The organism is Streptomyces sp. NPDC096048, from assembly GCF_044763415.1.
Classification (GTDB): Bacteria; Actinomycetota; Actinomycetes; order Streptomycetales; family Streptomycetaceae; genus Streptomyces.
The window spans coordinates 88,883-111,726 of the sequence record NZ_JBIWGG010000006.1; the positions used below are offsets into that span (position 1 = coordinate 88,883).

Below are 22,844 nucleotides of genomic sequence, written 5' to 3' on the forward strand. Positions count from 1 at the left end.
GGCTCGCGGAGCGCTGTGCCTACTGGTTCGCAGAGCGCTGTGCCTACTGGTTCGCAGTGCGCTGTGCCTACTGGTTCGCAGAGCGCTGTGCCTACTGGTTCGCAGAGCGAAACCGCGGGAACGCGCTGCGGCCGGCGTACACCGCGGCGTCGTCGAGGATCTCCTCGATGCGCAGCAGCTGGTTGTACTTGGCGACGCGCTCGGAGCGGGCCGGGGCGCCGGTCTTGATCTGGCCGCAGTTGGTGGCGACGGCCAGGTCGGCGATGGTGACGTCCTCGGTCTCGCCGGAGCGGTGGGACATCATGCACTTGAAGCCGTTGCGCTGGGCCAGCTCCACGGCGTCCAGGGTCTCGGTCAGCGAACCGATCTGGTTGACCTTGACGAGCAGGGCGTTGGCCGAGTTCTCCTCGATGCCGCGGGCCAGGCGCTCCGGGTTGGTGACGAAGAGGTCGTCGCCGACGAGCTGCACCTTGTCACCGAGCTTGGCGGTGATGGTGTTCCAGCCGTCCCAGTCGTCCTCGAACAGCGGGTCCTCGATGGAGACCAGCGGGTACGCCTCGACCAGCTCGGCGTAGTACTCGGTCATCTCGGCGGCAGTGCGGTTCTTGCCCTCGAAGGCGTAGGAGCCGTCCTTGTAGAACTCGGACGCGGCCACGTCGAGCGCGAGGGCGATCTGCTCGCCGGGGGTGTAGCCGGCCTCCTTGATCGCCTCGAGGATGAGGTCGAGGGCCTCGCGGTTGGAGCCGAGGTTCGGGGCGAAGCCGCCCTCGTCGCCGAGACCGGTGGCCAGGCCCTTGCTCTTCAGGACCTTCTTCAGGGTGTGGTAGACCTCGGCGCCCCAGCGCAGGGCCTCGGAGAAGGACTCCGCGCCGATCGGGGCGATCATGAACTCCTGGATGTCCACGTTCGAGTCGGCGTGCGACCCGCCGTTCAGGATGTTCATCATCGGCACCGGCAGCAGGTGCGCGTTCGGACCGCCCAGGTAGCGGAAGAGCGGCAGGTCGCTGGCCTCGGAGGCGGCGTGGGCGACGGCGAGCGAGACGCCGAGGATGGCGTTGGCGCCCAGCGAGCCCTTGTTGTCGGTGGCGTCCAGGTCGAACATGGCCTGGTCGATCAGGCGCTGCTCGGTGGCGTCGTAGCCGACGAGCTCCGGGCCGATCTGCTCGATGACGGCGAGGACGGCCTTCTCCACGCCCTTGCCCAGGTAACGGTTGGCATCGCCGTCACGGAGTTCGATGGCCTCGAAGGCACCGGTGGAGGCGCCGGACGGGACGGCGGCACGACCCGTGCTGCCGTCGTCGAGGCCGACCTCGACCTCGACCGTGGGGTTGCCTCGGGAGTCCAGGATTTCCCGGGCTACGACGACGTCGATGGACGGCACGAGCATCTCCTTCTTCAATGTGACGCTTCGGTGTGACGCGCGGGTCCCGCGGGACCGCAGCGGCTCTGCGGGACCGAGCCTAACCGGCTCCGGGCGATCGGCCAGCCGATCGCCCACCCGCTGGACAGAACCGAGAGTAAATTGTTTCCGAACGGAACAAAGACGTTTCCGGAAACCCGTTCGGGATGCGGGCGTAAAAATCCCGCCCCGGTGCGTACGGGGGAACACGCACCGGGGCGGGAGTCGCGGGAGCCGCCGCTTACTTCAGGTGCAGCTGCTGGCCCGGGTAGATCAGGTCGGCGTCGTCGACGATGTCGTCGTTCAGCTTGAACACCTTCGCCCAGCCGCCCTTGACGTCGTGCTCCTCGGCGATCGAGCTGAGGGTGTCGCCCTTGACGACCTTGTACTCGCCGTCGCCCTTCTCGACCTTCTTGCCGGTCGGGGTGGTGACGGTCTTCTTCTCGGCCTTCGGCTCGGCGGCCGGGCGCTCGTCGGAGCGGGAGGCCTTCTGCTCGGAGGAGCGGTCGGCGGTGGAGCCGCTGCTCTCGCTCTGCGAGCTCTCGGAGCTGCCGGAGCTCTGCGAGGAGCCGCTGTCCTGGCTCTCGCCGGAGCCGCCACCGGTGTACGCGGCGCTCGACAGGCCGGTGCCGCAGACCGGCCAGGCACCCTTGCCCTGACCCGCGAGCACCTTCTCGGCGATCTCGATCTGCTGCGCCTTGCTGGCCTGGTCGGCGGTGGCGGCGTACTGCGTGCCGCCGTAGCCGGCCCAGGTGGAGGCGGAGAACTGCAGACCGCCGTAGTAACCGTTGCCGGTGTTGATGGACCAGTTGCCGCCGGACTCGCACTGGGCGACGGCGTCCCACTCGGACGCGGTGGCGGCGGAGGCGTTGCCGGCCGCCATCAGCGGGGCGGCGACGGCGGCACCGGTGACGCCGGCGACGGCGATGACACGGGTGGCCTTGGACGGGCGGCGGTGCTTGCCCTTGCCGGAAAACAGCATGGTTGATCCCCTCACCGACGCCTGCGAGGTGAGCTGTCGGGTTCGGGCCGGTTGAGTTGCCCGGCCGGGTTCCTCGCGGAACTCGGCTCCACCCCTAGCCGCTCCGGCTCAACTGCCCGGTGCGGCACTTACCTTGGGTCCCCCGCTCCTGCCTTCGGCGCTTGCGCGACGACTGTTCCCGGACGGCCGCTGGCAGGATTCGGCGTTGCGGCAGCCGGGGCCCGCGATGGCGAGCGGTCACGACCGTAGACACGCACTCCGCGGATTTTCAAAGACGATCACGGCTTCTGAGACCTATCTCTCACGTGATCCAAAACGGACATACAGTCTCGAACCGTGACGCGAACTGCCCCTACTTTTCGCCCGATTCGCCCGTGACCGTGAGCGTCTGACCGGGCAGAATGTGGTCCGGGTCGATGCCGACGACCTCCTTGTTGCCGGCGTACAGCGAGCGCCACCCGCCGTCGACCTCAAGGGAGTCGGCGATGCCCCAGAGACTGTCGCCGGAACGGACGGTGTACGAGCCGTCCACGACCTCTCGCGACTCGCCCTCACCGCGGGAGGCGTGCCGCCCCGACGACTCGGCCGCGCGGCCGCCCGCCACACCCTCGTCGGCACTGTCGCCACGATGCCGGCCCGCGCCGGAGTCCTCGGGGTCGGTGAGCACCGAATTCCCGCCGCCCTGCCCTGCCTTGTCCGTTTCGTCGACCTCCGGAGAGGCCGTGGGTGAAGCGTCGGCGCCCTGAGAGCCGACACTCTCCGTGGACTGGGTGTCGGGGGACGTGTCGGACTTGGTCGAATCGTCCCCACTGTCCGACATGGAGTCAGACGTGGGAGCCGAAGAGGGCGAAGACGGCGAAGACGGCGAAGGGGACGAAGAGGGTGCGCCGGAGGTGGGCTCCGGCGACTCGGTCGTGCCGGACGACTCGGTCGTGCCCGACACCTCCGGCTCCGCCGACGCGCCGTCACCCGTCGAACCCGTTCCGTTGTCCGTGGACGCCGAGTCGTTGCCCATGCCCGCGAGCAGGGCGCAGGTCGGCCAGGCGGCGATGCCCTGGTCCGCGCGCAGCTTCTCGGCGATTCTTATCTGCTGGGAGCGACTGGCCTGATCGGCGCTCGGCGCGTACTCCAGACCGCCGTACCGCACCCAGGCGTCCTGGGAGAGCTGCAGGCCGCCGTAGTACCCGTTGCCGCTGTTCTGGCTCCAGGCACCGCCGGTCTCGCACTCGGCGACGCGGTCCCAGTTCGCCCCGTCCGCCGCGTGGGCGCCGGTGGCGCCGAGAAGCGGGATCGCGATGGCGGAGCCGGTCACTCCGGCTGCGACGACCAGGGCGGGAGCCTGGCGGGGGCGGCGGTGACGACCGTTCCCGGAGAGCATGCGACGACCTTTCACGAGACAACGGGGAACGCGCGGCGGACGATGCTCGGCGCCACGCTGGTTCGTGAACGTATAGGCAGATGATCGCTTGTCACAAGTTCATGCCGCGCAGATCACGTGAAGATCACAGAGCTGAGCGCGTGTCACTTTTGCGTCGGCGACGAACCGTTGTCGGACGACCGCGTGACCGATGACTCGGCCGACGACGGGGCCGGGGTGAACGACACGGGCAGGGTGCGCAGGCCGCGCATGATGAGCCCGCCGCGCCAGCGCAGTTCGGCCGGGTCCGCGGCGAGGCGCAGATCCGGGAGGCGGGTCAGGAGCGTGGCGAGCGCGGTCTGTCCCTCCAGCCGGGCGAGCGGGGCGCCCAGGCAGTAGTGGATACCGTGGCCGTACCCGAGGTGCTGGCTGTCCCGGCGGGAGAGGTCCAGGGTGTCCGGGTCAGTGAACCGCTCCGGGTCCCGGTCGGCGGCGGCGAGGACGACGAGGACGGGGTCGCCGGCCGCGATGTCCTGCCCGCCGATGGTGAGCGGCCGAGTGGCGAAGCGCCAGGTGGCCAGCTCCACCGGACCGTCGTAGCGCAGGAGTTCCTCCACTCCGGTTTCCAGCAGGGAGCGCTCGCCGGCGGCGAGGGACGTTTGCAGACGGGACCGCTGCTCGGGGTGGGTGAGCAGGGCGTACGTGCCGTTGCCGATGAGATTGACCGTGGTCTCGAAACCCGCGAAGAGCAGGATGAAGGCCATCGCCGCCGCCTCGTTCTCGGTGAGGTGCTCACCGTGGTCGGAGGCGCGGATGAGCGCGGAGATGAGGTCCTCACCGGGGCCGGGCTCGGGCGGCAGCGCCGCGCGCTTGCGGTGGATGAGGTCGGCGAGATAGCCCCGCATCTTCTTCACCGACCGCGCGACCCCGCCCCGCGGGCCGCCACCGTGGCGGATCATCATCCCCGCCCAGTCCCGGAAGTCGTCCTGGTCCTCACGGGGAACGCCGAGCAGGTCGCAGATGGCGTAGATGGGCAGCGGGAAGGCGAACTCGTGGATCAGGTCGGCGGACCCGGTGCCGGCGAACCGGTCGATGAGGTCGTCGGCGAGCTCCTGCACCCGGGGCGCGAACTCGGCGACCCGGCGGGGCGTGAACGCCTTGCTGACCAGCCGGCGCAGCCTGGTGTGGTCCGGCGGGTCGATGTTCAGCAGGTGGGTCATCAACTCGGCCTTCCGCTCCCCCGGAATGCCGGTCTTGCCCTTGGCGTGCGCGGGCTCGTCGTGGTGCGCCGGGTTCTTGGACAGCCTCGGGTCGGCGAGGGCCTGCTTGGCGTCGGCGTACCGGGTGACCAGCCAGGCCTCCACACCGCTGGGCAGCCGCGTCCGGTGCACCGGGGCGTGCTCGCGCAGCCAGGCGTAGGCGGGGTAGGGGTCGCTGGCGAACTCCCAGGTGAAGAGCTCGGGGGCGGGGCGGTCGGGCGTGGAGTGGTCGGTCACCCCTTGACCGTATCCGGGGCGCCGGAGACGACCGGAGCGGACGCCGGAGACGACCGGAGCGGGCACCGGGGACGACCGGAGCGGACGCCGGAGACGACCGGAGCGGACGCCGAAGATGACCGGAGCGGGCGCCGGTGGCCCATCCTCAGCGGACCCGGACGGCACCGGTCTCAGCCACCGGCGCGCTCCGTCTCCATGATCGCGTCCCGGTACGCCCGTGCCGCCGCTCTCAGTGCCGCCTCCGGGTCCGTGCCGTCGGCCTCGGCACGTGCCGCCAGGGCCAGCAGTTCGTAGCCGATGCCCTCGCCGGAGGGCAGCGGGACCGGGAGGCCCGCCGTGCGCACCCGGGAGGCGAGCTTGGCGGCGAGGGCGAGGCCGGGCTGGCCGAGGGGGACGCCTTCGGTGACCGAGGTGCGCTGCTTCTCGGCCGCCTTGGTGCGCAGCCAGTGCTCCCTGACCTCCTCGGGGGTGGTCGCCGTCTCGTCGCCGAAGACGTGCGGGTGGCGGTGGATCAGCTTGGCGACGATCGTGCCGGCCACGTCGTCGATGGAGAACGGCGCGTCGGGGTCCTCCTCCGCGATGCGGGCGTGGAAGGCGACTTGGAGGAGTACGTCGCCCAGTTCCTCGCGCAGTTCGTCGCGGTCGCCGTCCTCGATCGCCTCGACGAGCTCGTACGCCTCCTCGATGGCGTACTTGGCCAGGCCCTTGTGCGTGCGCTGCGAGGACCACGGGCATTCCACGCGGATGCGGTCCATGACCTGGACGAGGTCGAGCAGGCGGGCGCCCGGCAGGTCGTAGGAGGCGGGGAGCAACTCCAGGTCCGGCATCCGGACCCGGCCCGACCCGGCGAGACGGGCCAGTCCGTCGGTGAGGGCGGGGTCGCCCTCACCGGTCGCCACGACCACCACCGTGTGACCGCCGGCGCAGGCGGCGACCAGCTCCTCGGCGGTGGGGGCCGTCTCGTCGACCCGTAGGCCCGCCTCGCGCAGATACGGCAGCTGCGGGTGCGCGCCGTCGGCGCACAGCACGCGGTCGGCGGTGCGCAGGGCCTGCCAGGCGGGCCAGGACAGCAGGCCGGGCGCGACGCGGTGGCTGGTGGTGAGCAGGACGACGCGGCCGGGGTCGGGGGCGGTGCCGGGAGCGGTGTCGGCGGTGGTTGCGTTCACGATCAGAACGTAACGCACGCGGCGGACGGCCCCGTGAGTTGTCCACAGGGGCGGCGGAGCGCCCCCGCAGGACCGTTACGCCGTCTGCTGGGTCCGCGCGGCCGTGATCTCCCGCACCCACGGCACCTTGGTGTCGACGCGGCTGCTCTTCTGTACGTCCCAGGCGCCGTAGCGCGGGTTGAGGTCGACGTCGAGCTTCTTGGAGGCCTTGGACAGGGCCTGCCAGAACTCGGGGCGGCTGGTGTCGGTGCCGAGGCTCTCGGCGAGCTTCTGGGCCTCCAGCTGGAGGCGGAGGTTGTCGTCGAGGCGCTCGGGCGGGACGCCGTACTGCTGCAGCCAGACGGTCTCCAGCTCCTTGGCGCCGCCTGCCTGCTCCTCCAGGCCGCCGCGCATCTCCTGCACCTCCCTGCGGCTGACGCTCACGCCCGCGTCCTGGGCGGCGCGGTGCAGGACCCGGTCGAGGACCATGCCGTGCAGGGTGTCGCGGGTGAGGGTGCCGGTCCGGGCGACGACCTGCTGGTACTGGGCGTCGTCGGGGACGGCGGCCCGCTGTGCCTCGCGTACCTCGTCGACGCGGTTCTCCAGCTGGGCGACGGTGATCCGCTGGTCGCCGACGACGGCCGCCGCGCCCGGATGCGCGTCGTTGCCGCAGGCGGTGAGCAGGGGCGCCGCGGCGGCGATCGCCGCGGTGAGGAGGAGCGCGGTGCGACGGCGGCGGTGCAAGGAGACCTCCCGAGGAGATTGTGCGACGGTGCACAAAGTCTTGCGATGATCGATGGTAGGCAGTGGCCCGGCTCTGGCCAACCCATTCGACCAACGATTCACCAGGACTTCGGGCACCGCCGCGCCCCGGCCGGGGTGGTGGCCGTCAGCCGCGTACCTGGCCGAGCCACTGGAGGGTGCGCCGGATCTCGGCCGCCAGCGGGTGGCCGGGGCCGTGGACGCGCTCCACGTCGTGCAGCAGCCGGGCCAGCGTCTCGTGGGCGGCGGCGCGGTCGCCGAGGGCGAGGAGCAGGTGGCCGATGCGGCGGCGGACGTCGTGGGCGAGGTCGGGGTCGCCGGCGACGTACTGGTTCTCGTAGTAGGGCAGCAGCGTGCGGTACTCGGCGAGGGCGGCGGCCGGTTCGCCGAGCTGTTCCAGGCACTGGGCGGCGTCGTAGCGGTGGCGCAGGGACTGCGGGTCGGCCTGGCCCGCCTCGGCGGCGCGTTCGTCGGCGAGGCGACGCAGCTCGGGCAGGGCGCGCCGGTACTGGCCGTCGTCCATGAGGGTGGCGGCGTACTGCTTGCGCAGGGTGCGGACGACCGGGGAGCGTTCGCCGTGCTGTTCGGCGGCGGCGGGCAGGATGGCGCCGAGGATGTCGACGGCCTGGGTGATGCGGCCCTCGCCGAGGAGGCGCTTGACGTCGTCGACGGCGCGGGCGACGTCCGGCCTCTCGGCCTCGGCGACGGGCGGTACGGGGGCGGGCTGGGGCGCGGGGGTGCGGGCGCGGTCGGGCCAGGGGGCGTGCGGGCGGACGAAGGGGCGGGTGGGGTCGAGGGGCCCGCCGGTGGGCATGCCGCGCGCGGGCAGCAGCAGGGCCAGGTGTTCGTAGACCTCCTGGGCGGAGGCGGGGCGGTGCTGGGGGTCCTTGGCGAGCAGGCGCAGGACCAGGGCTTCGAGCGCCTCGGGGACCTCGGGGCGGATGCGGCGCACGGGCAGCGGCGGTTCGTACAGGTGCCGGTGGAGCACGCCGAGGGCGGTGGAGCCGGCGAACGGGACGTCTCCGCTGAGCAGTTCGTGCAGGAGTACGCCGAGTGCGTACAGGTCGGTGTACGGGCCGACCGCGCCGCCCATCGCCTGCTCGGGCGCCATGTAGGCAGGCGAGCCTATGGGGGTGCCGGTGTGGGTGAGGCGGGTGGTGTCGGCGTCCATGACGGAGGCGACGCCGAGGTCGAGGACGGTGACGGTGCCGTCCTGCTTGACCATCACGTTGCGCGGCTTGAGGTCGCGGTGGACGATCGGCACGGCGTGCACGGCGCTCAGTACGGCACACAGCTGGGCCGCCACCGCGACCGCCCACTGCCAGGGGTAAGGGTTGTGCTCGGCGAGGTGGTCGGAGAGGTCGGCGCCGTCGACGTACTGCATGACGAGGAAGAGTTCCTCGCCCTCGCTGCCCGCGTCGTGCACGGTGACGAGGCCGGGGTGGTCGACCTGCGCGGTCACCCGGCACTCGCGCACGAACCGGCGGCGCAGTTCGTCGGCCTCCTGGCCGGCCACCTTGTCGGGGCGCAGCAGCTTCACCGCCACGCGCCGGTCGAGCCGCCGGTCGTACGCCGTCCAGACCTGGCCCATGCCGCCCTGGCCGATGAGGGTGGACAGCTCGTACCGGTCGGCGACGACACGTCCGGTCGCCACGGTCACCGTCCGCCCTCGTGGCCGCCGTTGCCGTCGTGCTTGCGCAGGTAGTCGCTGAGCTCGTCGAGTTCGGCGCGGACCTGGTCGATGCGGGCGGGGGCGTGGTGCTGGGGCGGCGGGGTGGGGGCGGGGCCCTGGGGCACGGGCGTCTGGGGCACGGGCGTCTGGGCCACCGGTGCCTGGGAGACCGGCGCTCGGGGCGTCGGGGGCCGGGGCGTCTGGAAGCCGGGGTGGGCGGGGTGCGGGGCCGAGGTGTGCGGGGACTGCGGTACGAGCGTGGGCGCGTACGGTCCCGCGGGGTGCGTCGGGCCGTAGTGGGCGACCGGGGCCCCCGGCGGCGGGGGGAAGCCGGTGAACGGCCGCGGTACGGCGTGCAGGCGTATGTCGAACACCAGGAAGTACGCGCTGGCCGCCGCTCCGATCAGCAGCAGGGCGGCCATGGCGACGTCCGTCCGGCGGTCGCTCTCCGGCAGCGAACCGACCACGGCGAGGCAGCCGATGGACGCCGGCAGGCTCAGCCAGGCCACGGTCCAGTCGAGCCCGCGGCCGCGCAGCACGGCGATCCGGAACAGCGGGACGCAGGCGAGCAGACCGCACGTCAGGAACCCCGCGGCGGCGAACAGCACGCGCAGGATGATGACGGTGGCCGCCCCGCGGGAGGGCGGCGGCCCGGCAGCGCTGTTGCCGTACATGACTGCTCCTGGACGATGATGCCGACGTGCCGAACGGGCGAACGGGCCGTTCGGCGTGAAAGTCCGAGCGTATAGGCCGGGGCCGACAGTGGTCCCCGGTTGTACCGAACCGTTGCCGTACCGATCACCAGCAGGTCATCGACCGGGTGACACCGTGCCGTCCGTGAGCCCGTCGTACCTCCCCCTTCTGACCGCCGCCCTCACCCGGCGCCCCGGTGCCGGCTTCAGCCGCCGCACTGCCGCAACATCGTCTGCCGGTCCGGTGCGGTCACCGCCAGTTCGTACTTGGCGGCGACCTGCGCGAAGCGGACGGCGTACGCGCACCGGACCGGCTTGGCGGGCGGAAGCCAGGAGGCCGGCCCCGAATCGCCCTTGGCGGAGTTGGCGCGGCCCTGGACGGGGAGCAGGTTGAGCGGGTCGTTCGCGAGTTGTTCGCGCTTGTTCTCCGGCCACCGCGAGGAGCCCATCTGCCAGCTGTACGACAGCGGGACGACGTGGTCGATCTGGACCTCGCTCGCCTCCTGCTTGCGCCACTCGATGGTCGTGCCGGTGTACGGATCGTCCAGCGTCATGGCGACGACCACGCAGTCGGAGCCGGAGCGGAAGCGCAGGTCCTGGCCGTCGCGCCGCAGGAGGTCGTTGCGCGTGTCGCAGCCGTTCCGGGCGAGCGGCACGCCGTCGGCCGAGTCCATCCAGGCGTAGCCGAACTCGTCGCGGTCGTACCCCGTCCTGGGCCCGCGCCCCTTGGTCTTCAGGCCCTCGATGAGCCCCCGGGCCGTCGCCTCGTCCGTGTCGCCCGTGACCGGGGCGAGGCCGGGGCCGGTCCCGTCCGGGTTGCGCAGCGGACTGACGGCCTGTCCCGCGGCCGGTGCCTCGGCGCCGCCGCCCGAGGACGAGGTGCCGTCGCCCTCGGTGCCCTCGCATCCGGTGACCAGGGTCAGAGCGAGGACCGCGACCGCGGCCCGTCCGGTACGGATCCTGCTGTGCCGCCTCATGCGCGCCCCTCCCCTTGCCGTTCGCCGGTATCACCGTAGCGACGAAGAGGTCCAGACCATAGTGGTCCTTATTGGGCATGTGGGGCATATCTGTCGTACGGTCGACAGTGAGTCACGTCTCGGAAGGAGCTCTGCATGGGCATCCTCGACAAGATGAAGAGCATGGCCGGCAAGGACAAGGACAGGTCAAGGAAGGTGTCCGACGCCGCCGAGCAACAGGTCAACAAGAGGACCGGTGGCAAGCACGAGAAGCAGGTCGACGCCGCGCAGCAGCAGGTCGAGGGCAAACTCGGCTTCGGGCGCGAGCGGGGCGGCCCCGACCAGCAGTAACGCGCACTCCCGCACCTCGAACACCTCGAAGCCGCCCACGGGCCTGTCCCCGTGGGCGGCTTCTCGGACGGCTCTCGGACGGCTCCGCTCCTCGGACGGCTTCTCGGACGGCTTCTTCAGCGGGCGAGCCGGTGGCTACGCACCCGGGATCGAGGTCAGGAACTCCCCCACCCAGCCGAGCAACTCGCGCCCGACCAGCGGCTTGCCGCCCACCTTCGCGGTCTTCGGACGGGGTACGAGGACCTGGTGGGCGCCCGCCTTGATGAGGCTTCCGGGGTAGAGCCGCTTGAGCCTCAGCTCCTGGGACTCGCGCAACTCCACGGGCGCGAAGCGGATGTTGTTGCCCTGGAGCACGATCTCGCCGACGGCGCACGCCCGCGCGAGCATGCGCAGCCCCGCGACCAGTAGCAGGTTCTCCACCGGTTCCGGCAACTTGCCGTAGCGGTCGACGAGTTCCTCGCGTACGGCCTTGATGTCCTCCTCGCTGTTGGCGGAGGCGATGGACCGGTACGCCTGGAGCCGCAGCCGCTCGCCGGGGGCGTAGTCGTGCGGGACGTGCGCGTCGACGGGCAGCTCGATCTTGACCTCCAGCGGCGGCTCCTCCTCCACACCGCCCTCCAGGGAGGCCCGGTAGTCGGCGACGGCCTCGCCGACCATCCGCACGTACAGGTCGAAGCCGACGCCCGCGATGTGGCCGGACTGCTCGCCGCCGAGCAGGTTGCCCGCGCCGCGGATCTCCAGGTCCTTCATCGCCACGTACATGCCCGCGCCCATCTCGGTGTGCTGGGCGATGGTGGCGAGCCGCTCGTGCGCGGTCTCGGTCAGCGGCTTCTCCGGCGGGTAGAGGAAGTACGCGTAGCCGCGCTCCCGGCCTCGGCCGACCCGGCCGCGCAGCTGGTGGAGCTGGCTGAGGCCGAAGTTGTCGCCGCGCTCGACGATGAGGGTGTTGGCGTTGGAGATGTCGATGCCGGACTCGACGATGGTCGTGGAGACCAGCACGTCGAACTTCTTCTCCCAGAAGTCGACGACGACCTGCTCCAGGGCCTGTTCCGACATCTGGCCGTGGGCGGTGGCGATGCGCGCCTCGGGGACGATCTCGCGCAGCCGGGCCGCCGCGCGGTCGATGGACTCGACGCGGTTGTGGATGTAGAAGACCTGGCCCTCGCGCAGCAGCTCACGGCGGATCGCGGCGCCGATCTGCTTCTGCTCGTAGGGGCCGACGAAGGTCAGCACCGGGTGGCGTTCCTCGGGCGGGGTGGTGATCGTCGACATCTCGCGGATGCCGGTGACCGCCATCTCCAGGGTGCGCGGGATGGGTGTGGCGGACATGGTCAGGACGTCGACGTTGGCCCTGAGCTTCTTCAGCTGCTCCTTGTGCTCGACGCCGAAACGCTGCTCCTCGTCGACGATGACCAGGCCGAGGTCCTTGAACTTGGTCTCGGAGGAGAAGAGGCGGTGGGTGCCGATGACGATGTCCACCGAGCCCTCGCGCAGACCCTCCAGGGTCGCCTTCGACTCGGTGTCGGTCTGGAAGCGGGACAGCGCCCGCACGTTCACCGGGAACTGGGCGTACCGCTCGCTGAACGTCCCGAAGTGCTGCTGCACCAGCAGGGTCGTCGGCACGAGTACGGCCACCTGCTTGCCGTCCTGGACGGCCTTGAAGGCGGCGCGGACCGCGATCTCGGTCTTGCCGTAGCCGACGTCGCCGCAGATCAGGCGGTCCATGGGGACGGTCTTCTCCATGTCCTCCTTGACCTCGGCGATGGTGGTGAGCTGGTCCGGGGTCTCCGCGTAGGGGAAGGCGTCCTCCAGCTCGCGCTGCCAGGGGGTGTCCGCGCCGAACGCGTGCCCGGGCGCCGCCATCCGCGCGCTGTAGAGCTTGATCAGGTCGGCGGCGATCTCCTTGACCGCCTTCTTCGCCCGGGCCTTGGTCTTGGTCCAGTCGGCGCCGCCCAGGCGGTGCAGGGTGGGGGCCTCGCCGCCGACGTACTTGGTGATCTGCTCCAGCTGGTCGGTGGGGATGTAGAGCCGGTCGCCGGGCTGGCCGCGCTTGGCGGGGGCGTACTCCACGACCAGGTACTCGCGGGTGGCGCCCTGCACGGTGCGCTGGACCATCTCGATGTAGCGGCCCACGCCGTGCTGCTCGTGGACGATGTAGTCGCCCGCCTCCAGGGTGAGCGGGTCGATGGTCTTGCGGCGCCGGGCCGGCATCCGGGCGCCCTCGCGGCCGGCGGCCTTCTGCCCCGTCAGGTCCGTCTCGGTGAGCACGGCGAGCTTGAGCGCCTGGTCGACGAAGCCGTAGTCGATCGAGCCGCAGGAGACGTGCACGACGGAGGGGCTGAGGGTGCCGAGGTCGTTGTCGAGACGGGCCGCGATGCCCTCGCCACCGAGTACCTCCACGGTGCGGGCGGCCGGGCCGTGGCCCTCGGTGACGTAGACCGCGCGCCAGCCGTCGGCGAGCCAGCCCTTGGTGTCGGCCAGCGCCTTGGCGGTGTCGCCGCGGTAGGTCTCGGGGGCGTGCATGCCGAGCTTGAGGGTGTCGGCGTCGTCGAGCGCGTCGTCGGCGGCGAAGGGCGAGACCGACCACCACATCATGTCCAGCTCGCGGGCGCGCTCCCGGACGTCGGCGATGGACCACAGGGAGGCCGCGTCCACGTCGATCGGCGCCTCGCCGCCGCCCGCGGTGGCGGCCCAGGACGCCTGGAGGAACTCCTGGCTCGTGGCCACGAGGTCGGCAGCGCGCGTCCGCACCCGCTCCGGGTCGCACACGAGCGCCATGGAGCCCTTGGGCAGCACGTCCAGCAGCAGTTCCATGTCGTCCACGAGGACGGGGGCCAGGGACTCCATGCCCTCGACGGCGATACCCTCGGCGATCTTGCCGAGCAGTTCGCCCAGCTCGGGGTGGTCCTCGGCGAGGACCCGGGCGCGCTCCCGTACGTCGTCCGTGAGCAGCAGCTCGCGGCAGGGCGGGGCCCACAGGCCGTGTTCGGCGACCTCCAGGGAGCGCTGGTCGGCGACCTTGAAGTAGCGGATCTCCTCGACGTCGTCGCCCCAGAACTCGACGCGGAGGGGGTGCTCCTCGGTCGGCGGGAAGACGTCCAGGATGCCGCCGCGCACGGCGAACTCGCCGCGCTTCTCCACCAGCTCCACGCGCGCGTACGCGGCGGCTGCCAGGGCCTTGACGATTGCGTTCAGGTCGGTGCTCTGGCCGGAGCGCAGGGCGACCGGCTCCAGGTCGCCGAGGCCCTTGACCTGCGGCTGGAGCACGGAGCGTACGGGGGCGACGACGACGGAGACCGGGCCGGTCTCGGGGTCGTCGGGGCGGGGGTGGGCCAGGCGGCGCAGGACGGCCAGGCGGCGGCCGACGGTGTCGCTGCGGGGGCTGAGGCGCTCGTGCGGGAGGGTCTCCCAGGAGGGGTACTCCACGACGCCCTCCGGGGGCAGCAGGGAGCGCAGGGCGGCGGCCAGGTCCTCCGCCTCGCGTCCCGTCGCGGTCACCGCCAGCACGGGGCGGCCCGTCTCGCGGGCCAGCGCGGCGACCGAGAAGGCGCGGGCCGCGGGCGGGCCGACCAGGTCGACGTGCATGCGGTTGCCGTCTGCGGCCGCCGAGATCGCTTCCGCGAGGGCGGTGTCCTTGACTACGGCGTCGAGCAGACCGTGCAGGCTCATGGAGGGGGCGCTTCCGTCCTGGGGTGCGGGGTGAGGGGTGAGGGTGCGGGGTGGGGGTGCGGGGGGTCCGGGTGCTGGGAGGGACAACATGCTGGGGTGGACAACACGAGTAACCCGGCGGTGTGACGGCCGGGGGTGTCCAGCGTACGACGCCGCGCTCGCCTGCGCCGGGGGCTGTGGATGACGCCGGGTGCGTGGTGGCCGGCGTCATCGTGGCCGTACCAGGGGGCTCCGCCCCTGGACCCCCGGCCTGCGCCCACCCCACCACCCGAGTCGGTCGGCCGAAAGGGGACCCCTCAGGGCGTCGGCCGCCGGACGGCCGGTAAGGACCCGGCGCGGAGCGCCCGGACGGGCGGAAAGCGCAGACGCGGAGCCCCTGGCACGGGCGAAGAGGGCCCGGCATGGATCGAAGAGGCCGGTGCGGAGCCACCGGCACGAGCGAAAGGGACCCGGCACGAACCAAAAGGGCCGACGCGAAGCCCCCGGCGCGGATCGAAAAAGGGCCCGGCGCCGGAAGTCCCGAAGGGCTTCCGGCGCCGGGCCTTTCCCCCGCAACCCCCGTATGCGGTGGCTGTCGGGTCGGTCGCTACTCCGTCGCGATGGCGTTCAGGACGTTCATGCGGCCCGCCCGGAACGCCGGGACCAGGGCGGCGAACAGACCCACGAAGGCCGAGCCGATGAAGACGCCGATGATCGTCGGCCAGGGGATGTCGAGGACGTTCAGGCCCTCCAGGGCGAGCAGCTTCTGCGCCGTGGCGCCCCAGCCCATGCCCAGCCCCAGGCCGAGCAGGGCACCGAAGAGGGCGATGACGACGGACTCCATGCGGATCATGCGGCGCAGCTGGCGGCGGGAGAGACCGATCGCCCGCATCAGTCCGATCTCGCGGGTCCGCTCGACCACCGAAAGCGCCAGCGTGTTCACCACTCCGAGGATCGCGACGATGATCGCCAGGGCGAGCAGGCCGTAGACCATGTTCAGCAGCTGGCCGACCTGGTCCTTCAGCTCCTGCTTGTAGTCGGTCTGGTCGGCCACCTGGTACTGCGGGTAGGCGTCCAGCGACTTCTTCAGCGCCGCGTACGCCTGCTCCGACTGGCCGTCCTCGGCCTTGGCGAACATGATCGTGTTCGGCGGGACGCTGTCGGCCGGCAGGTACTTCCGCATCGTCTCGATGCTGATGTACCGCGCGCCCTGATCGATGGCCACGTCGTCGTCCGTGATCGCGGCGACCTTGAGCTCGGCGGTCTCGCCGCCCTTGAAGGCGACGGAGATCGTGTCGCCGACGTGCACGCCGTGCTTCTTCGCGTAGTCCGCGCCGACCGACATGGCGTCGGTGCCGTAGGCGGCGGAGAGCTTGCCCTCGGTCGTCGCGCGGTTCACGTCCTGGGCGTAGGTCGGGTCGGCGGCCGTGACACCGTCGTCGTCCGTCTTGCCGTCGGGCGAGGTCAGCGTGGCGTCGAGCATCTTGTAGCGGGTGACGTGCTCCAGGTGGGGCGTGTCCTGCATCGCCTTCTCGGCCTGCGGCACGATCCGCTGGTTGCCCTGGACGATGAAGTCGGCGCCGACGGTCTTGTCCAGCTCGCTGGTGGCCGAGGCCACCATGGAGGAGCCGACCACCGAGAGGCAGGCGACCAGCGCGAGGCCGATCATCAGGGCGGCGCCCGTGGCGCCGGTGCGGCGCGGGTTGCGCAGGGCGTTGCGCTCGGCCAGGTGGCCGACCGGGCCGAAGGCCCGCAGCAGGACCACACTGATCACCCGGACCACGAAGCCGGCGAGCAGCGGGCCGATGACGACGAAGCCGATGAGGGACAGCACGATGCCCGCGCCGAGCATCAACGAGCCCTCGCTCGCCTTGTCGGCGGCGGCCGCCGTGAACAGGGCGGCGGCACCGGCGCCGGTGAGGACCAGGCCGATCAGGCCGCGTATCCAGCCGGCCTTGCCGTCGGCCGGTGTCCCGGCGTCGCGCAGGGCGGCCATCGGGGAGATCTTGCCCGCGCGGCGGGCCGGCAGGTAGGCGGCCAGGACGGTGACCACGATGCCGAGGACCAGGCCGACCACGGGGGTCGCCGTCTTGACGGTCAGGTCGTCGGTGGAGAGGTTCATCCCCGCCGCCGACATCAGCTTCATCAGGCCGACGGCGATTCCGACACCGGCCGCGACGCCGAGGACCGAGCCGACGATGCCGAGGAGGAGGGCCTCGACCAGCACCGAGCGGTTGACCTGCCGGCGGGAGGAGCCGATGGCCCGCATGAGGCCGATCTCGCGGGTGCGCTGGGCGACCAGCATGGAGAAGGTGTTGATGATCAGGAAGATGCCGACCAGGAACGCGATCCCGGCGAAGCCGAGCATGGCGTACTTGATGACGTTCATGAACTCGCCGAGTTCCTTGCGGTTCTCGTCGGAGTTCTCCTTCGCCGTCTGCACCTTGTAGGTGCCGTCCATGACCTGGGTGACGCTCTGCTTGAGCCGCGCGTCCGAGACACCGTCCGCGGCGGCGACGTTGAGCTGCGTGAACTTGCCGGTTGCGCCGAGCAGTTCGCGCTGGGCGGTGGGCGTGTCGAAGTAGACGACGGCGGCACCGGGGTTGGTCACCGTGAAGGAGGCGATGCCGACGATCTCGGCCTTGAAGTCGCCGGTCTGCGAGATGGTGCGCAGCTCGTCTCCGAGCTTCAGGTCGTGCTTGTCGGCGGTGTCGGCGTCGACCATCAGCTCGGTGGGCCCGCGCGGGGCGTGCCCGGAGGTGATCTCCATCGACCGGAGGTCGTTCTTCGTCCAGTTGCCGGCGATCGTCGGGGCGCCGTTGGTGGCGCCCACGTTGTCGTTGTCACGGTCGACGACGGTCACGTTCATCGAACTGACCACGCCCTCGGCGGACTTGACGCCCTCGGCCGTCCGGACCCGCTCCAGCGCGGACGCCGGCAGCGACTCGGGCACGCCGTTCTGCGGGGCGTCGTCGCTCTTGGCCTCCTTCGGCATGACCGTCACGTCCGAGGAGGTGACCGCGAAGAGCTTGTCGAAGGTGGTGTTCATGGTGTCCGTGAACACCAGGGTGCCGCACACGAACGCCACCGACAGCAGCACCGCCACCGCCGAGAGCGCCATCCGGCCCTTGTGCGCGAGGAAGTTGCGCATCGAGGTCTTGACGACGGTCATGACGTGCGCCCCCGGGCGTCGAAGTCCTTCATGCGGTCGAGGACGGTCTCCGCGGTCGGCTTGTACATCTCGTCGACGATCCGGCCGTCGGCGAGGTACAGCACCCGGTCGGCGTAACTGGCGGCCACCGGGTCGTGGGTGACCATCACGATGGTCTGGCCCAGTTCGGTGACCGACCGGCGCAGGAAGCCCAGTACCTCCGCGCCGGCGCGCGAGTCGAGGTTTCCGGTCGGCTCGTCACCGAAGATGATCTCGGGCCGCGCGGCCAGCGCCCGCGCCACCGCGACCCGCTGCTGCTGGCCGCCGGAGAGCTGGGTCGGCCGGTGCTTCAGCCGCCCGGCGAGTCCCACGGTCTCCACGACCCGGTCCAGCCACGCGCGGTCGTACTTGCGCCCGGCGATGTCCATGGGCAGCGTGATGTTCTCGAGCGCGTTCAGCGTCGGGAGGAGGTTGAACGCCTGGAAGATGAAGCCGATCCGGTCCCGGCGCAGCTGGGTGAGCTTCTTGTCCTTCAGGCCGGTGATCTCGGTGTCGTCGAGGTATATCTGCCCGCCTGAGACGGTGTCCAGGCCGGCCAGGCAGTGCATCAGCGTGGACTTGCCGGACCCCGACGGCCCCATGATCGCGGTGAACTGGCCGCGGGCGATGTCCACGTCCACGTGGTCGAGGGCGACCACCCTGGTCTCGCCCGATCCGTACGCCTTCACGACCTGCCGCGCTCGCGCGGCAACGGCCGTACGCCCTCCAGTGCTCCCGTGCGTGGGAATACTTACGGCCGATGTCATGTCAAGTCTCCTATGTCGGTCATCAGATGAGCCACCGGTGCCGCCGGCGGGCACCGAGCGGTACCCGTGAACGGATGTACTCGGTGCCGTCCTGCTACGTCGAAGAGTCTGGCCGGAACCGGGGGTCGACCGCGCTGGTGTTCAGCGCACTCTTTTCCTGGGGAAAACCCCACCCCCGCGGGTCCGGTTCGCCGCCCCCCAGCGGCGTAAGGCCAGATTAAGGACCCCACCGGGCCCGCCTCGTCCTCCGTCGGTACGAACCCTCCCCAGGCCGTAGTACGGAGGTACCCCTAAGGGCTGTCCACCCTTCGGTGGAGCGGATCTCGGGGTTGTCCTCCACCCCAGGGCCCCCGGAACACGTCGAGCCTCCACCCTCCCGCGACGTCAGGGTCAAGTGCGAAGCTGACCCCGGCAGATGGATGCAAGGGGAACGCAAGGACGGAGGCACCCGGGTGGACGGCGTGGACAGCACCCGGCCCGCGGTATCCGAGGCCGGAGCGGGCGCGGGCCCGGACCGGCGCGGCGCCGTCGTGGCGGCCCTGATGCTCGCGATGGCGCTGTCGGCCCTCGACGCCACGATCGTCTCCACCGCCGTCCCGCAGATCGTCGGCGACCTCGGTGGCTTCTCCCTCTTCTCCTGGCTCTTCTCCGGCTACCTGCTGGCCGTCACCGTCACCCTCCCCGTGTACGGCAAACTCTCCGACTCCTTCGGCCGCAAACCGGTGCTGGTGGCCGGGACGGCGCTGTTCCTTCTCGGCTCCCTGCTGTGCGCGCTCGCCTGGAACATGGGCGCACTGATCGCCTTCCGGGTCCTGCAGGGCCTGGGCGGCGGCGCACTCCAGGGCACCGTGCAGACGCTCGCCGCCGACCTGTACCCGCTCAAGGACCGGCCCAGGATCCAGGCCAGGCTGTCCACGGTGTGGGCGGTGTCCGCGGTCGCGGGCCCCGGCCTGGGCGGGGTGCTGGCCACGTACGCCGACTGGCGCTGGATCTTCCTCGTCAACCTCCCGATCGGCGCTCTCGCCCTGTGGCTGATCGTCCGTCATCTGCACGAGCCCGCCCGGGAGGCGTCCGGCACGCGCGCGCGTGTCGACTGGGTCGGCGCGCTGGCCGTGTTCGCCTGCGGCGGCGCCCTGCTCACCGCACTGGTACAGGGCGGGGTGGCGTGGCCGTGGCTGTCGGCGCCCTCGCTCGCTCTGTTCGGGACGGGCCTCGCCCTGGTGGCGGCCGTGGTAGCGATCGAACGCCGGGCGGTGGAGCCGATCATCCCCGGCTGGGTGTGGCGTCGCCGCACGATCGCGGCGGTGAACCTCGCGCTCGGCGCACTGGGGCTGCTGATGGTGGCGCCGACCGTCTTCCTGCCCACCTACGCCCAGTCGGTGCTGGGCCTGGCACCGGTGGCCGCCGGTTTCGTGCTGTCCGTGTGGACGCTGAGCTGGCCGGTGTCCGCGGCCCTGAGCCAGCACGTGTACCGCAGGATCGGTTTCCGGAACACGGCCATGCTCGGCATCGGCGCCGCGTCCCTGATCCTGTTCGCCTTCCCGCTCCTGCCCTATCCCGGCGAGGCCTGGCAGCCGACGCTGCTGATGCTGCTGCTCGGCGCCGCGCTGGGCCTGTTCCAGTTGCCGCTCATCGTCGGCGTCCAGTCCACGGTCGGCTGGTCGGAGCGGGGCACGGCGACCGCGTCCGTCCTCTTCTGCCGCCAGACCGGGCAGACGATCGGCGCGGCGGTCTTCGGCGCGATCGCCAACGGGGTGCTGGCCGCGCGTCTCGGCGGGGCGGGCGACCTCGGTGCCGGCGGCCTCGACTCCGTGACCGGGGCACTGGGTTCGGGCACCGCGGACGAGTCCGTGCGGCGGGCGATCGCCGACGCCGTGCACGCCGTCTACCTGGGGGCGGCGAGTGCGGCGGCGCTGGCGTTCCTGGTGCTGCTGGTGGTGGCGCCGCGCCGGTTTCCGGTCCTCCCGGACTGAACACGCGGACGGGCGCGCCCCCGAAGCGCCTGGTTAACGCGGGTAACACCCGCCCTCGGAGCCGCACCTGCATACCGACCGATCAGTTTGGCCAAAACGCCGCGCATGGCCGAACCGGCGAGTAGCGTGCGTGGCTCGCCGCCCCCACCTCCCTGCGGTCCGCCACACCGGACCCGAGCCGCGCAAGGAGCACCGGGATGTCCTACGACCCGCCCCCGTCGTACCCTCACCGGCCCCCACCCCCGTACCCGCGCCCGCCGCACCACCCCGCGCCGTCCCCCTACGACGCCCACCCCTGGCAACCCGCGCGGCCTCCCCACTACGCCGACCTGCCCCCGGCACATCCTCCCCGCCCCCACGCGGACCCGGCCGCCCCCGGGCCCGCCACCCACCGCGCACCGCGCCGGGACGCGCTCGGGCACCACAGCGACCTGCGGGTCCTGCGCAGCGCGTACCGCTGGCAGCGGCGCACCGCCACGCTCACCGCGCTCGGCTACTTCACCCTGTTCCTGATCCTGTCCGCGTACGCCCCCGGGTTCATGACCGGCACCCTCGCCGACGGCCTGCCCACCGGACTGGCGCTCGCCCTGCTCCAGCTCCCCGTCACCTGGCTGGCGATCGCGCTGTACGAGCACACCGCGCGCCGCCGCGTCGACCCGCTCGCGGACCGCATCCGCAAGGAGGCCGAACTGGACGCCCGGCGGGGGGCGGGACGGTGACGGAGTTCCCGACGACCGAGTTCGCGACGACCGGGTCCCCGACGACCGAGTTCGCGACGACCGAGTCCCCGATGACCGAGTTCGCGACGACCGGGTTCAGCGGCGACGCCCAGACCATGTCCCTGGTCGGCTTCACCGCCGTCGCCACCGTCACGCTGCTGCTGTGCGTGATGACCGGCCCCGACCGGGACGACCTCGACGAGTTCTACACCGGGTACAGCTCCCTGTCCCCCATGCGCAACGGCCTCGCGATCGCCGGCGACTACATATCGGCGGCGACCGTGCTCGGCACGTGCGGCGTCATCGCCCTCTTCGGCTACGACGGCATCGTGCTGGCGCTCAGCACCGCCCTGTCGCTGATGCTGCTGATGTTCCTGCTGGCCGAACCCCTGCGCAACGCGGGCCGGTTCACCATGGGCGACGCGCTCGCCCGCCGGATGCCCGGACGCGGTGTCCGCGTCGCCACCTGCGTGGTGACCATCGCCGCGCTGCTGCCGCTGATGCTGGTGCAGCTCGCGGGCACCGGACAGCTGCTCGCCTTCGTCCTCGGCTTCTCCGGCGAGTCGCTGGAGACCGGCTGCATCGTCGGCCTGGGCGTGCTGATGATCAGCTACGCGGCGATCGGCGGCATGAAGGGCACCGCCCTCATCCAGATCCTCAAGATCGTGATGCTGCTCGGCTCGGGCGCCGTGGTCGCCGTACTGATCCTGCACCGCTTCGACTGGGACCCGGGCGCGCTGTTCGCCTCGGCCGCCGACCGCAGCGGCGCGGGTTCGGCCTTCCTGAACTCGGGACTCCAGTTCGCGGGCGGGCCCCACTCCGAGGCGGACATGATCACCTCGCAGCTGACGGTCGTCCTCGGCGGCGCCTGCCTCCCCCACGTCACCATGCGCATGTACACCGCGTCCTCCGCCCGCCAGGTGCGCCGCTCGATGTCCTGGGCGGTCTCCAGCGTGGCGCTGTTCGTCCTGGTCATCACGGTCGTCGGCTTCGGTGCCACCGCACTGGTGGGGCGGGCGGTGATCGCGGGGATCGACCCGCAGGGCAACACCGCCTTCCTGGTCGGCTCCCAGGCCGCGTTCGGCGCACAGGTGTCCACCGCGGAGACCTTCCTGTTCACGACCGTCACCACGGCCGTCTTCCTGACCCTGCTCGCGTCCGTCGGCGGCATGATCCTCGCCTGCGCCAACTCCCTCGCCCATGACGTGTTCGCCACCCGCGTGCAGGAGATGTCACCGCGCCGCGAGATGACCCTCGCCCGCGTCTGCGCCCTGGCCGTCGGCATCCCCGCGATCCTCCTCGCGACCCTCGTCCAGCACCGCAGCCTCCAGCCCTTGGTCACGCTGTCCTTCTGCCTGGGCGCGTCGGCCCTCGCACCCGCCCTGGTCTACGGCCTCTTCTGGCGCCGCTACACCCGCGCCGGGCTGCTCAGCACCCTCATCGGCGGCTCGCTGGCCGTGCTGCTGCTGATGCCGGGCACCAACCTGGTCTCCGGCTCGCCCGTCTCCGCCTTCCCCGACGCCGACTTCAACTGGTTCCCGTTCACCACGACGGGCCTGGTCTCCATTCCCCTGGGCTTCGCCTGCGGCTGGCTGGGCACGATGCTCTCCGGCCGGCGCAAGGCGGAGGAGCAACGCCGCCACTACGAGGCCGTGGAGGGCTCGATCCTGGCGGGGGCGGTGCGCAGGGGCGGCTGACGGCGACCGGCGTCGCGGTCGCGGACCGGCGCCCCCGA

At 71.6% G+C, this 22,844-nt stretch carries 16 protein-coding genes and 1 riboswitch; of the genes, 4 read left to right on the plus strand and 12 right to left on the minus strand.

The genetic code is table 11. The annotated features are described in order from the left end of the window. Positions 1-91: 91 nt before the first annotated feature. The 9 genes from eno to ACIQ6R_RS17595 form a co-directional block, all read right to left on the minus strand. The gene (gene eno / locus ACIQ6R_RS17555) at positions 92-1,381 is read right to left on the minus strand and encodes a phosphopyruvate hydratase (protein WP_404175435.1); all 1,290 of its coding nucleotides are present in this window, start codon (positions 1,379-1,381) and stop codon (positions 92-94) included. A 259-nt stretch (positions 1,382-1,640) separates the two neighbouring features. Further along, a complete protein-coding gene (locus tag ACIQ6R_RS17560) occupies positions 1,641-2,381 on the minus strand; it encodes a transglycosylase family protein (RefSeq protein ID WP_404222283.1) in 741 nt (246 codons plus the stop codon). A 3-nt stretch (positions 2,382-2,384) separates the two neighbouring features. Further along, positions 2,385-2,551: riboswitch (cyclic di-AMP (ydaO/yuaA leader) on the minus strand. 182 nt (positions 2,552-2,733) lie between these two features. After that, the gene (locus tag ACIQ6R_RS17565) at positions 2,734-3,759 is read right to left on the minus strand and encodes a transglycosylase family protein (RefSeq protein WP_404222285.1); all 1,026 of its coding nucleotides are present in this window, start codon (positions 3,757-3,759) and stop codon (positions 2,734-2,736) included. A 143-nt stretch (positions 3,760-3,902) separates the two neighbouring features. After that, positions 3,903-5,234, minus strand: a complete 1,332-nt coding sequence (locus tag ACIQ6R_RS17570; protein WP_404222287.1) for a cytochrome P450 — start codon at positions 5,232-5,234, stop codon at positions 3,903-3,905. Between the two features lie 170 nt (positions 5,235-5,404). Next, positions 5,405-6,400, minus strand: coding sequence for a nucleoside triphosphate pyrophosphohydrolase (locus ACIQ6R_RS17575; RefSeq protein WP_404222290.1), 996 nt, complete (start codon positions 6,398-6,400; stop codon positions 5,405-5,407). A gap of 75 nt (positions 6,401-6,475) precedes the next feature. Next, complete coding sequence (locus tag ACIQ6R_RS17580; protein ID WP_404175449.1) at positions 6,476-7,123, minus strand: SurA N-terminal domain-containing protein; 648 nt, start codon at positions 7,121-7,123, stop codon at positions 6,476-6,478. 145 nt (positions 7,124-7,268) lie between these two features. Continuing rightward, positions 7,269-8,759, minus strand: coding sequence for a serine/threonine protein kinase PkaE (pkaE, locus tag ACIQ6R_RS17585; RefSeq protein WP_404176654.1), 1,491 nt, complete (start codon positions 8,757-8,759; stop codon positions 7,269-7,271). Positions 8,760-8,797: 38 nt separating this feature from the next. Further along, a complete protein-coding gene (locus ACIQ6R_RS17590; protein ID WP_404222292.1) occupies positions 8,798-9,487 on the minus strand; it encodes a hypothetical protein in 690 nt (229 codons plus the stop codon). Positions 9,488-9,711: 224 nt separating this feature from the next. Further along, entirely contained in the window at positions 9,712-10,482 is a 771-nt protein-coding gene (locus tag ACIQ6R_RS17595; RefSeq protein WP_404222294.1) for an HNH endonuclease family protein, read from the minus strand. Between the two features lie 135 nt (positions 10,483-10,617). Here ACIQ6R_RS17595 and ACIQ6R_RS17600 point away from each other — a divergent pair, with 135 nt between their 5' ends. Next, complete coding sequence (locus ACIQ6R_RS17600) at positions 10,618-10,812, plus strand: antitoxin (protein WP_404222296.1); 195 nt, start codon at positions 10,618-10,620, stop codon at positions 10,810-10,812. A gap of 135 nt (positions 10,813-10,947) precedes the next feature. Here the strand turns inward: ACIQ6R_RS17600 and mfd are convergent, their stop codons facing one another. The 3 genes from mfd to ACIQ6R_RS17615 form a co-directional block, all read right to left on the minus strand. Further along, positions 10,948-14,481 carry a transcription-repair coupling factor gene (mfd, locus tag ACIQ6R_RS17605; protein ID WP_404222299.1) on the minus strand — a complete coding sequence of 1,178 codons (3,534 nt, stop codon included), beginning with the start codon at positions 14,479-14,481 and terminating at the stop codon, positions 10,948-10,950. A gap of 586 nt (positions 14,482-15,067) precedes the next feature. Beyond that, positions 15,068-17,632 (minus strand): ABC transporter permease, encoded by a 2,565-nt coding sequence (locus ACIQ6R_RS17610; RefSeq protein ID WP_404222301.1) that lies wholly within the window; start codon positions 17,630-17,632, stop codon positions 15,068-15,070. Then, complete coding sequence (locus tag ACIQ6R_RS17615) at positions 17,629-18,417, minus strand: ABC transporter ATP-binding protein (RefSeq protein ID WP_404175466.1); 789 nt, start codon at positions 18,415-18,417, stop codon at positions 17,629-17,631. Before ACIQ6R_RS17615 ends, ACIQ6R_RS17610 begins: the two co-directional genes overlap by 4 nt. A gap of 461 nt (positions 18,418-18,878) precedes the next feature. On the opposite strand from ACIQ6R_RS17615, the gene ACIQ6R_RS17620 reads away from it, so the two are divergent. The 3 genes from ACIQ6R_RS17620 to ACIQ6R_RS17630 all read left to right on the plus strand — a co-directional run bounded on the left by ACIQ6R_RS17620 (position 18,879) and on the right by ACIQ6R_RS17630 (position 22,806). Then, on the plus strand, positions 18,879-20,390 hold the full coding sequence (locus ACIQ6R_RS17620) for an MFS transporter (protein ID WP_404222303.1): 1,512 nt from the start codon (positions 18,879-18,881) through the stop codon (positions 20,388-20,390). 197 nt (positions 20,391-20,587) lie between these two features. After that, positions 20,588-21,109 carry a DUF485 domain-containing protein gene (locus ACIQ6R_RS17625; RefSeq protein WP_404222305.1) on the plus strand — a complete coding sequence of 174 codons (522 nt, stop codon included), beginning with the start codon at positions 20,588-20,590 and terminating at the stop codon, positions 21,107-21,109. A gap of 71 nt (positions 21,110-21,180) precedes the next feature. Continuing rightward, positions 21,181-22,806, plus strand: coding sequence for a cation acetate symporter (locus ACIQ6R_RS17630; RefSeq protein ID WP_404222672.1), 1,626 nt, complete (start codon positions 21,181-21,183; stop codon positions 22,804-22,806). The last annotated feature ends 38 nt before the right edge of the window (positions 22,807-22,844 follow it).

Excerpts from the sequence above, each read along its gene's own strand:
- ACIQ6R_RS17560 (WP_404222283.1), bottom strand. The coding sequence starts at position 2,381 with ATGCTGTTTTCCGGCAAGGGCAAGCACCGCCGCCCGTCCAAGGCCACC.
- ACIQ6R_RS17565 (WP_404222285.1), bottom strand. The coding sequence starts at position 3,759 with ATGCTCTCCGGGAACGGTCGTCACCGCCGCCCCCGCCAGGCTCCCGCC.
- ACIQ6R_RS17590 (WP_404222292.1), bottom strand. The coding sequence starts at position 9,487 with ATGTACGGCAACAGCGCTGCCGGGCCGCCGCCCTCCCGCGGGGCGGCC.
- ACIQ6R_RS17595 (WP_404222294.1), bottom strand. The coding sequence starts at position 10,482 with ATGAGGCGGCACAGCAGGATCCGTACCGGACGGGCCGCGGTCGCGGTC.
- ACIQ6R_RS17600 (WP_404222296.1), top strand. The coding sequence starts at position 10,618 with ATGGGCATCCTCGACAAGATGAAGAGCATGGCCGGCAAGGACAAGGAC.
- mfd (WP_404222299.1), bottom strand. The coding sequence starts at position 14,481 with ATGAGCCTGCACGGTCTGCTCGACGCCGTAGTCAAGGACACCGCCCTC.
- ACIQ6R_RS17610 (WP_404222301.1), bottom strand. The coding sequence starts at position 17,632 with ATGACCGTCGTCAAGACCTCGATGCGCAACTTCCTCGCGCACAAGGGC.
- ACIQ6R_RS17615 (WP_404175466.1), bottom strand. The coding sequence starts at position 18,417 with ATGACATCGGCCGTAAGTATTCCCACGCACGGGAGCACTGGAGGGCGT.
- ACIQ6R_RS17625 (WP_404222305.1), top strand. The coding sequence starts at position 20,588 with ATGTCCTACGACCCGCCCCCGTCGTACCCTCACCGGCCCCCACCCCCG.
- ACIQ6R_RS17630 (WP_404222672.1), top strand. The coding sequence starts at position 21,181 with ATGACCGAGTTCGCGACGACCGGGTTCAGCGGCGACGCCCAGACCATG.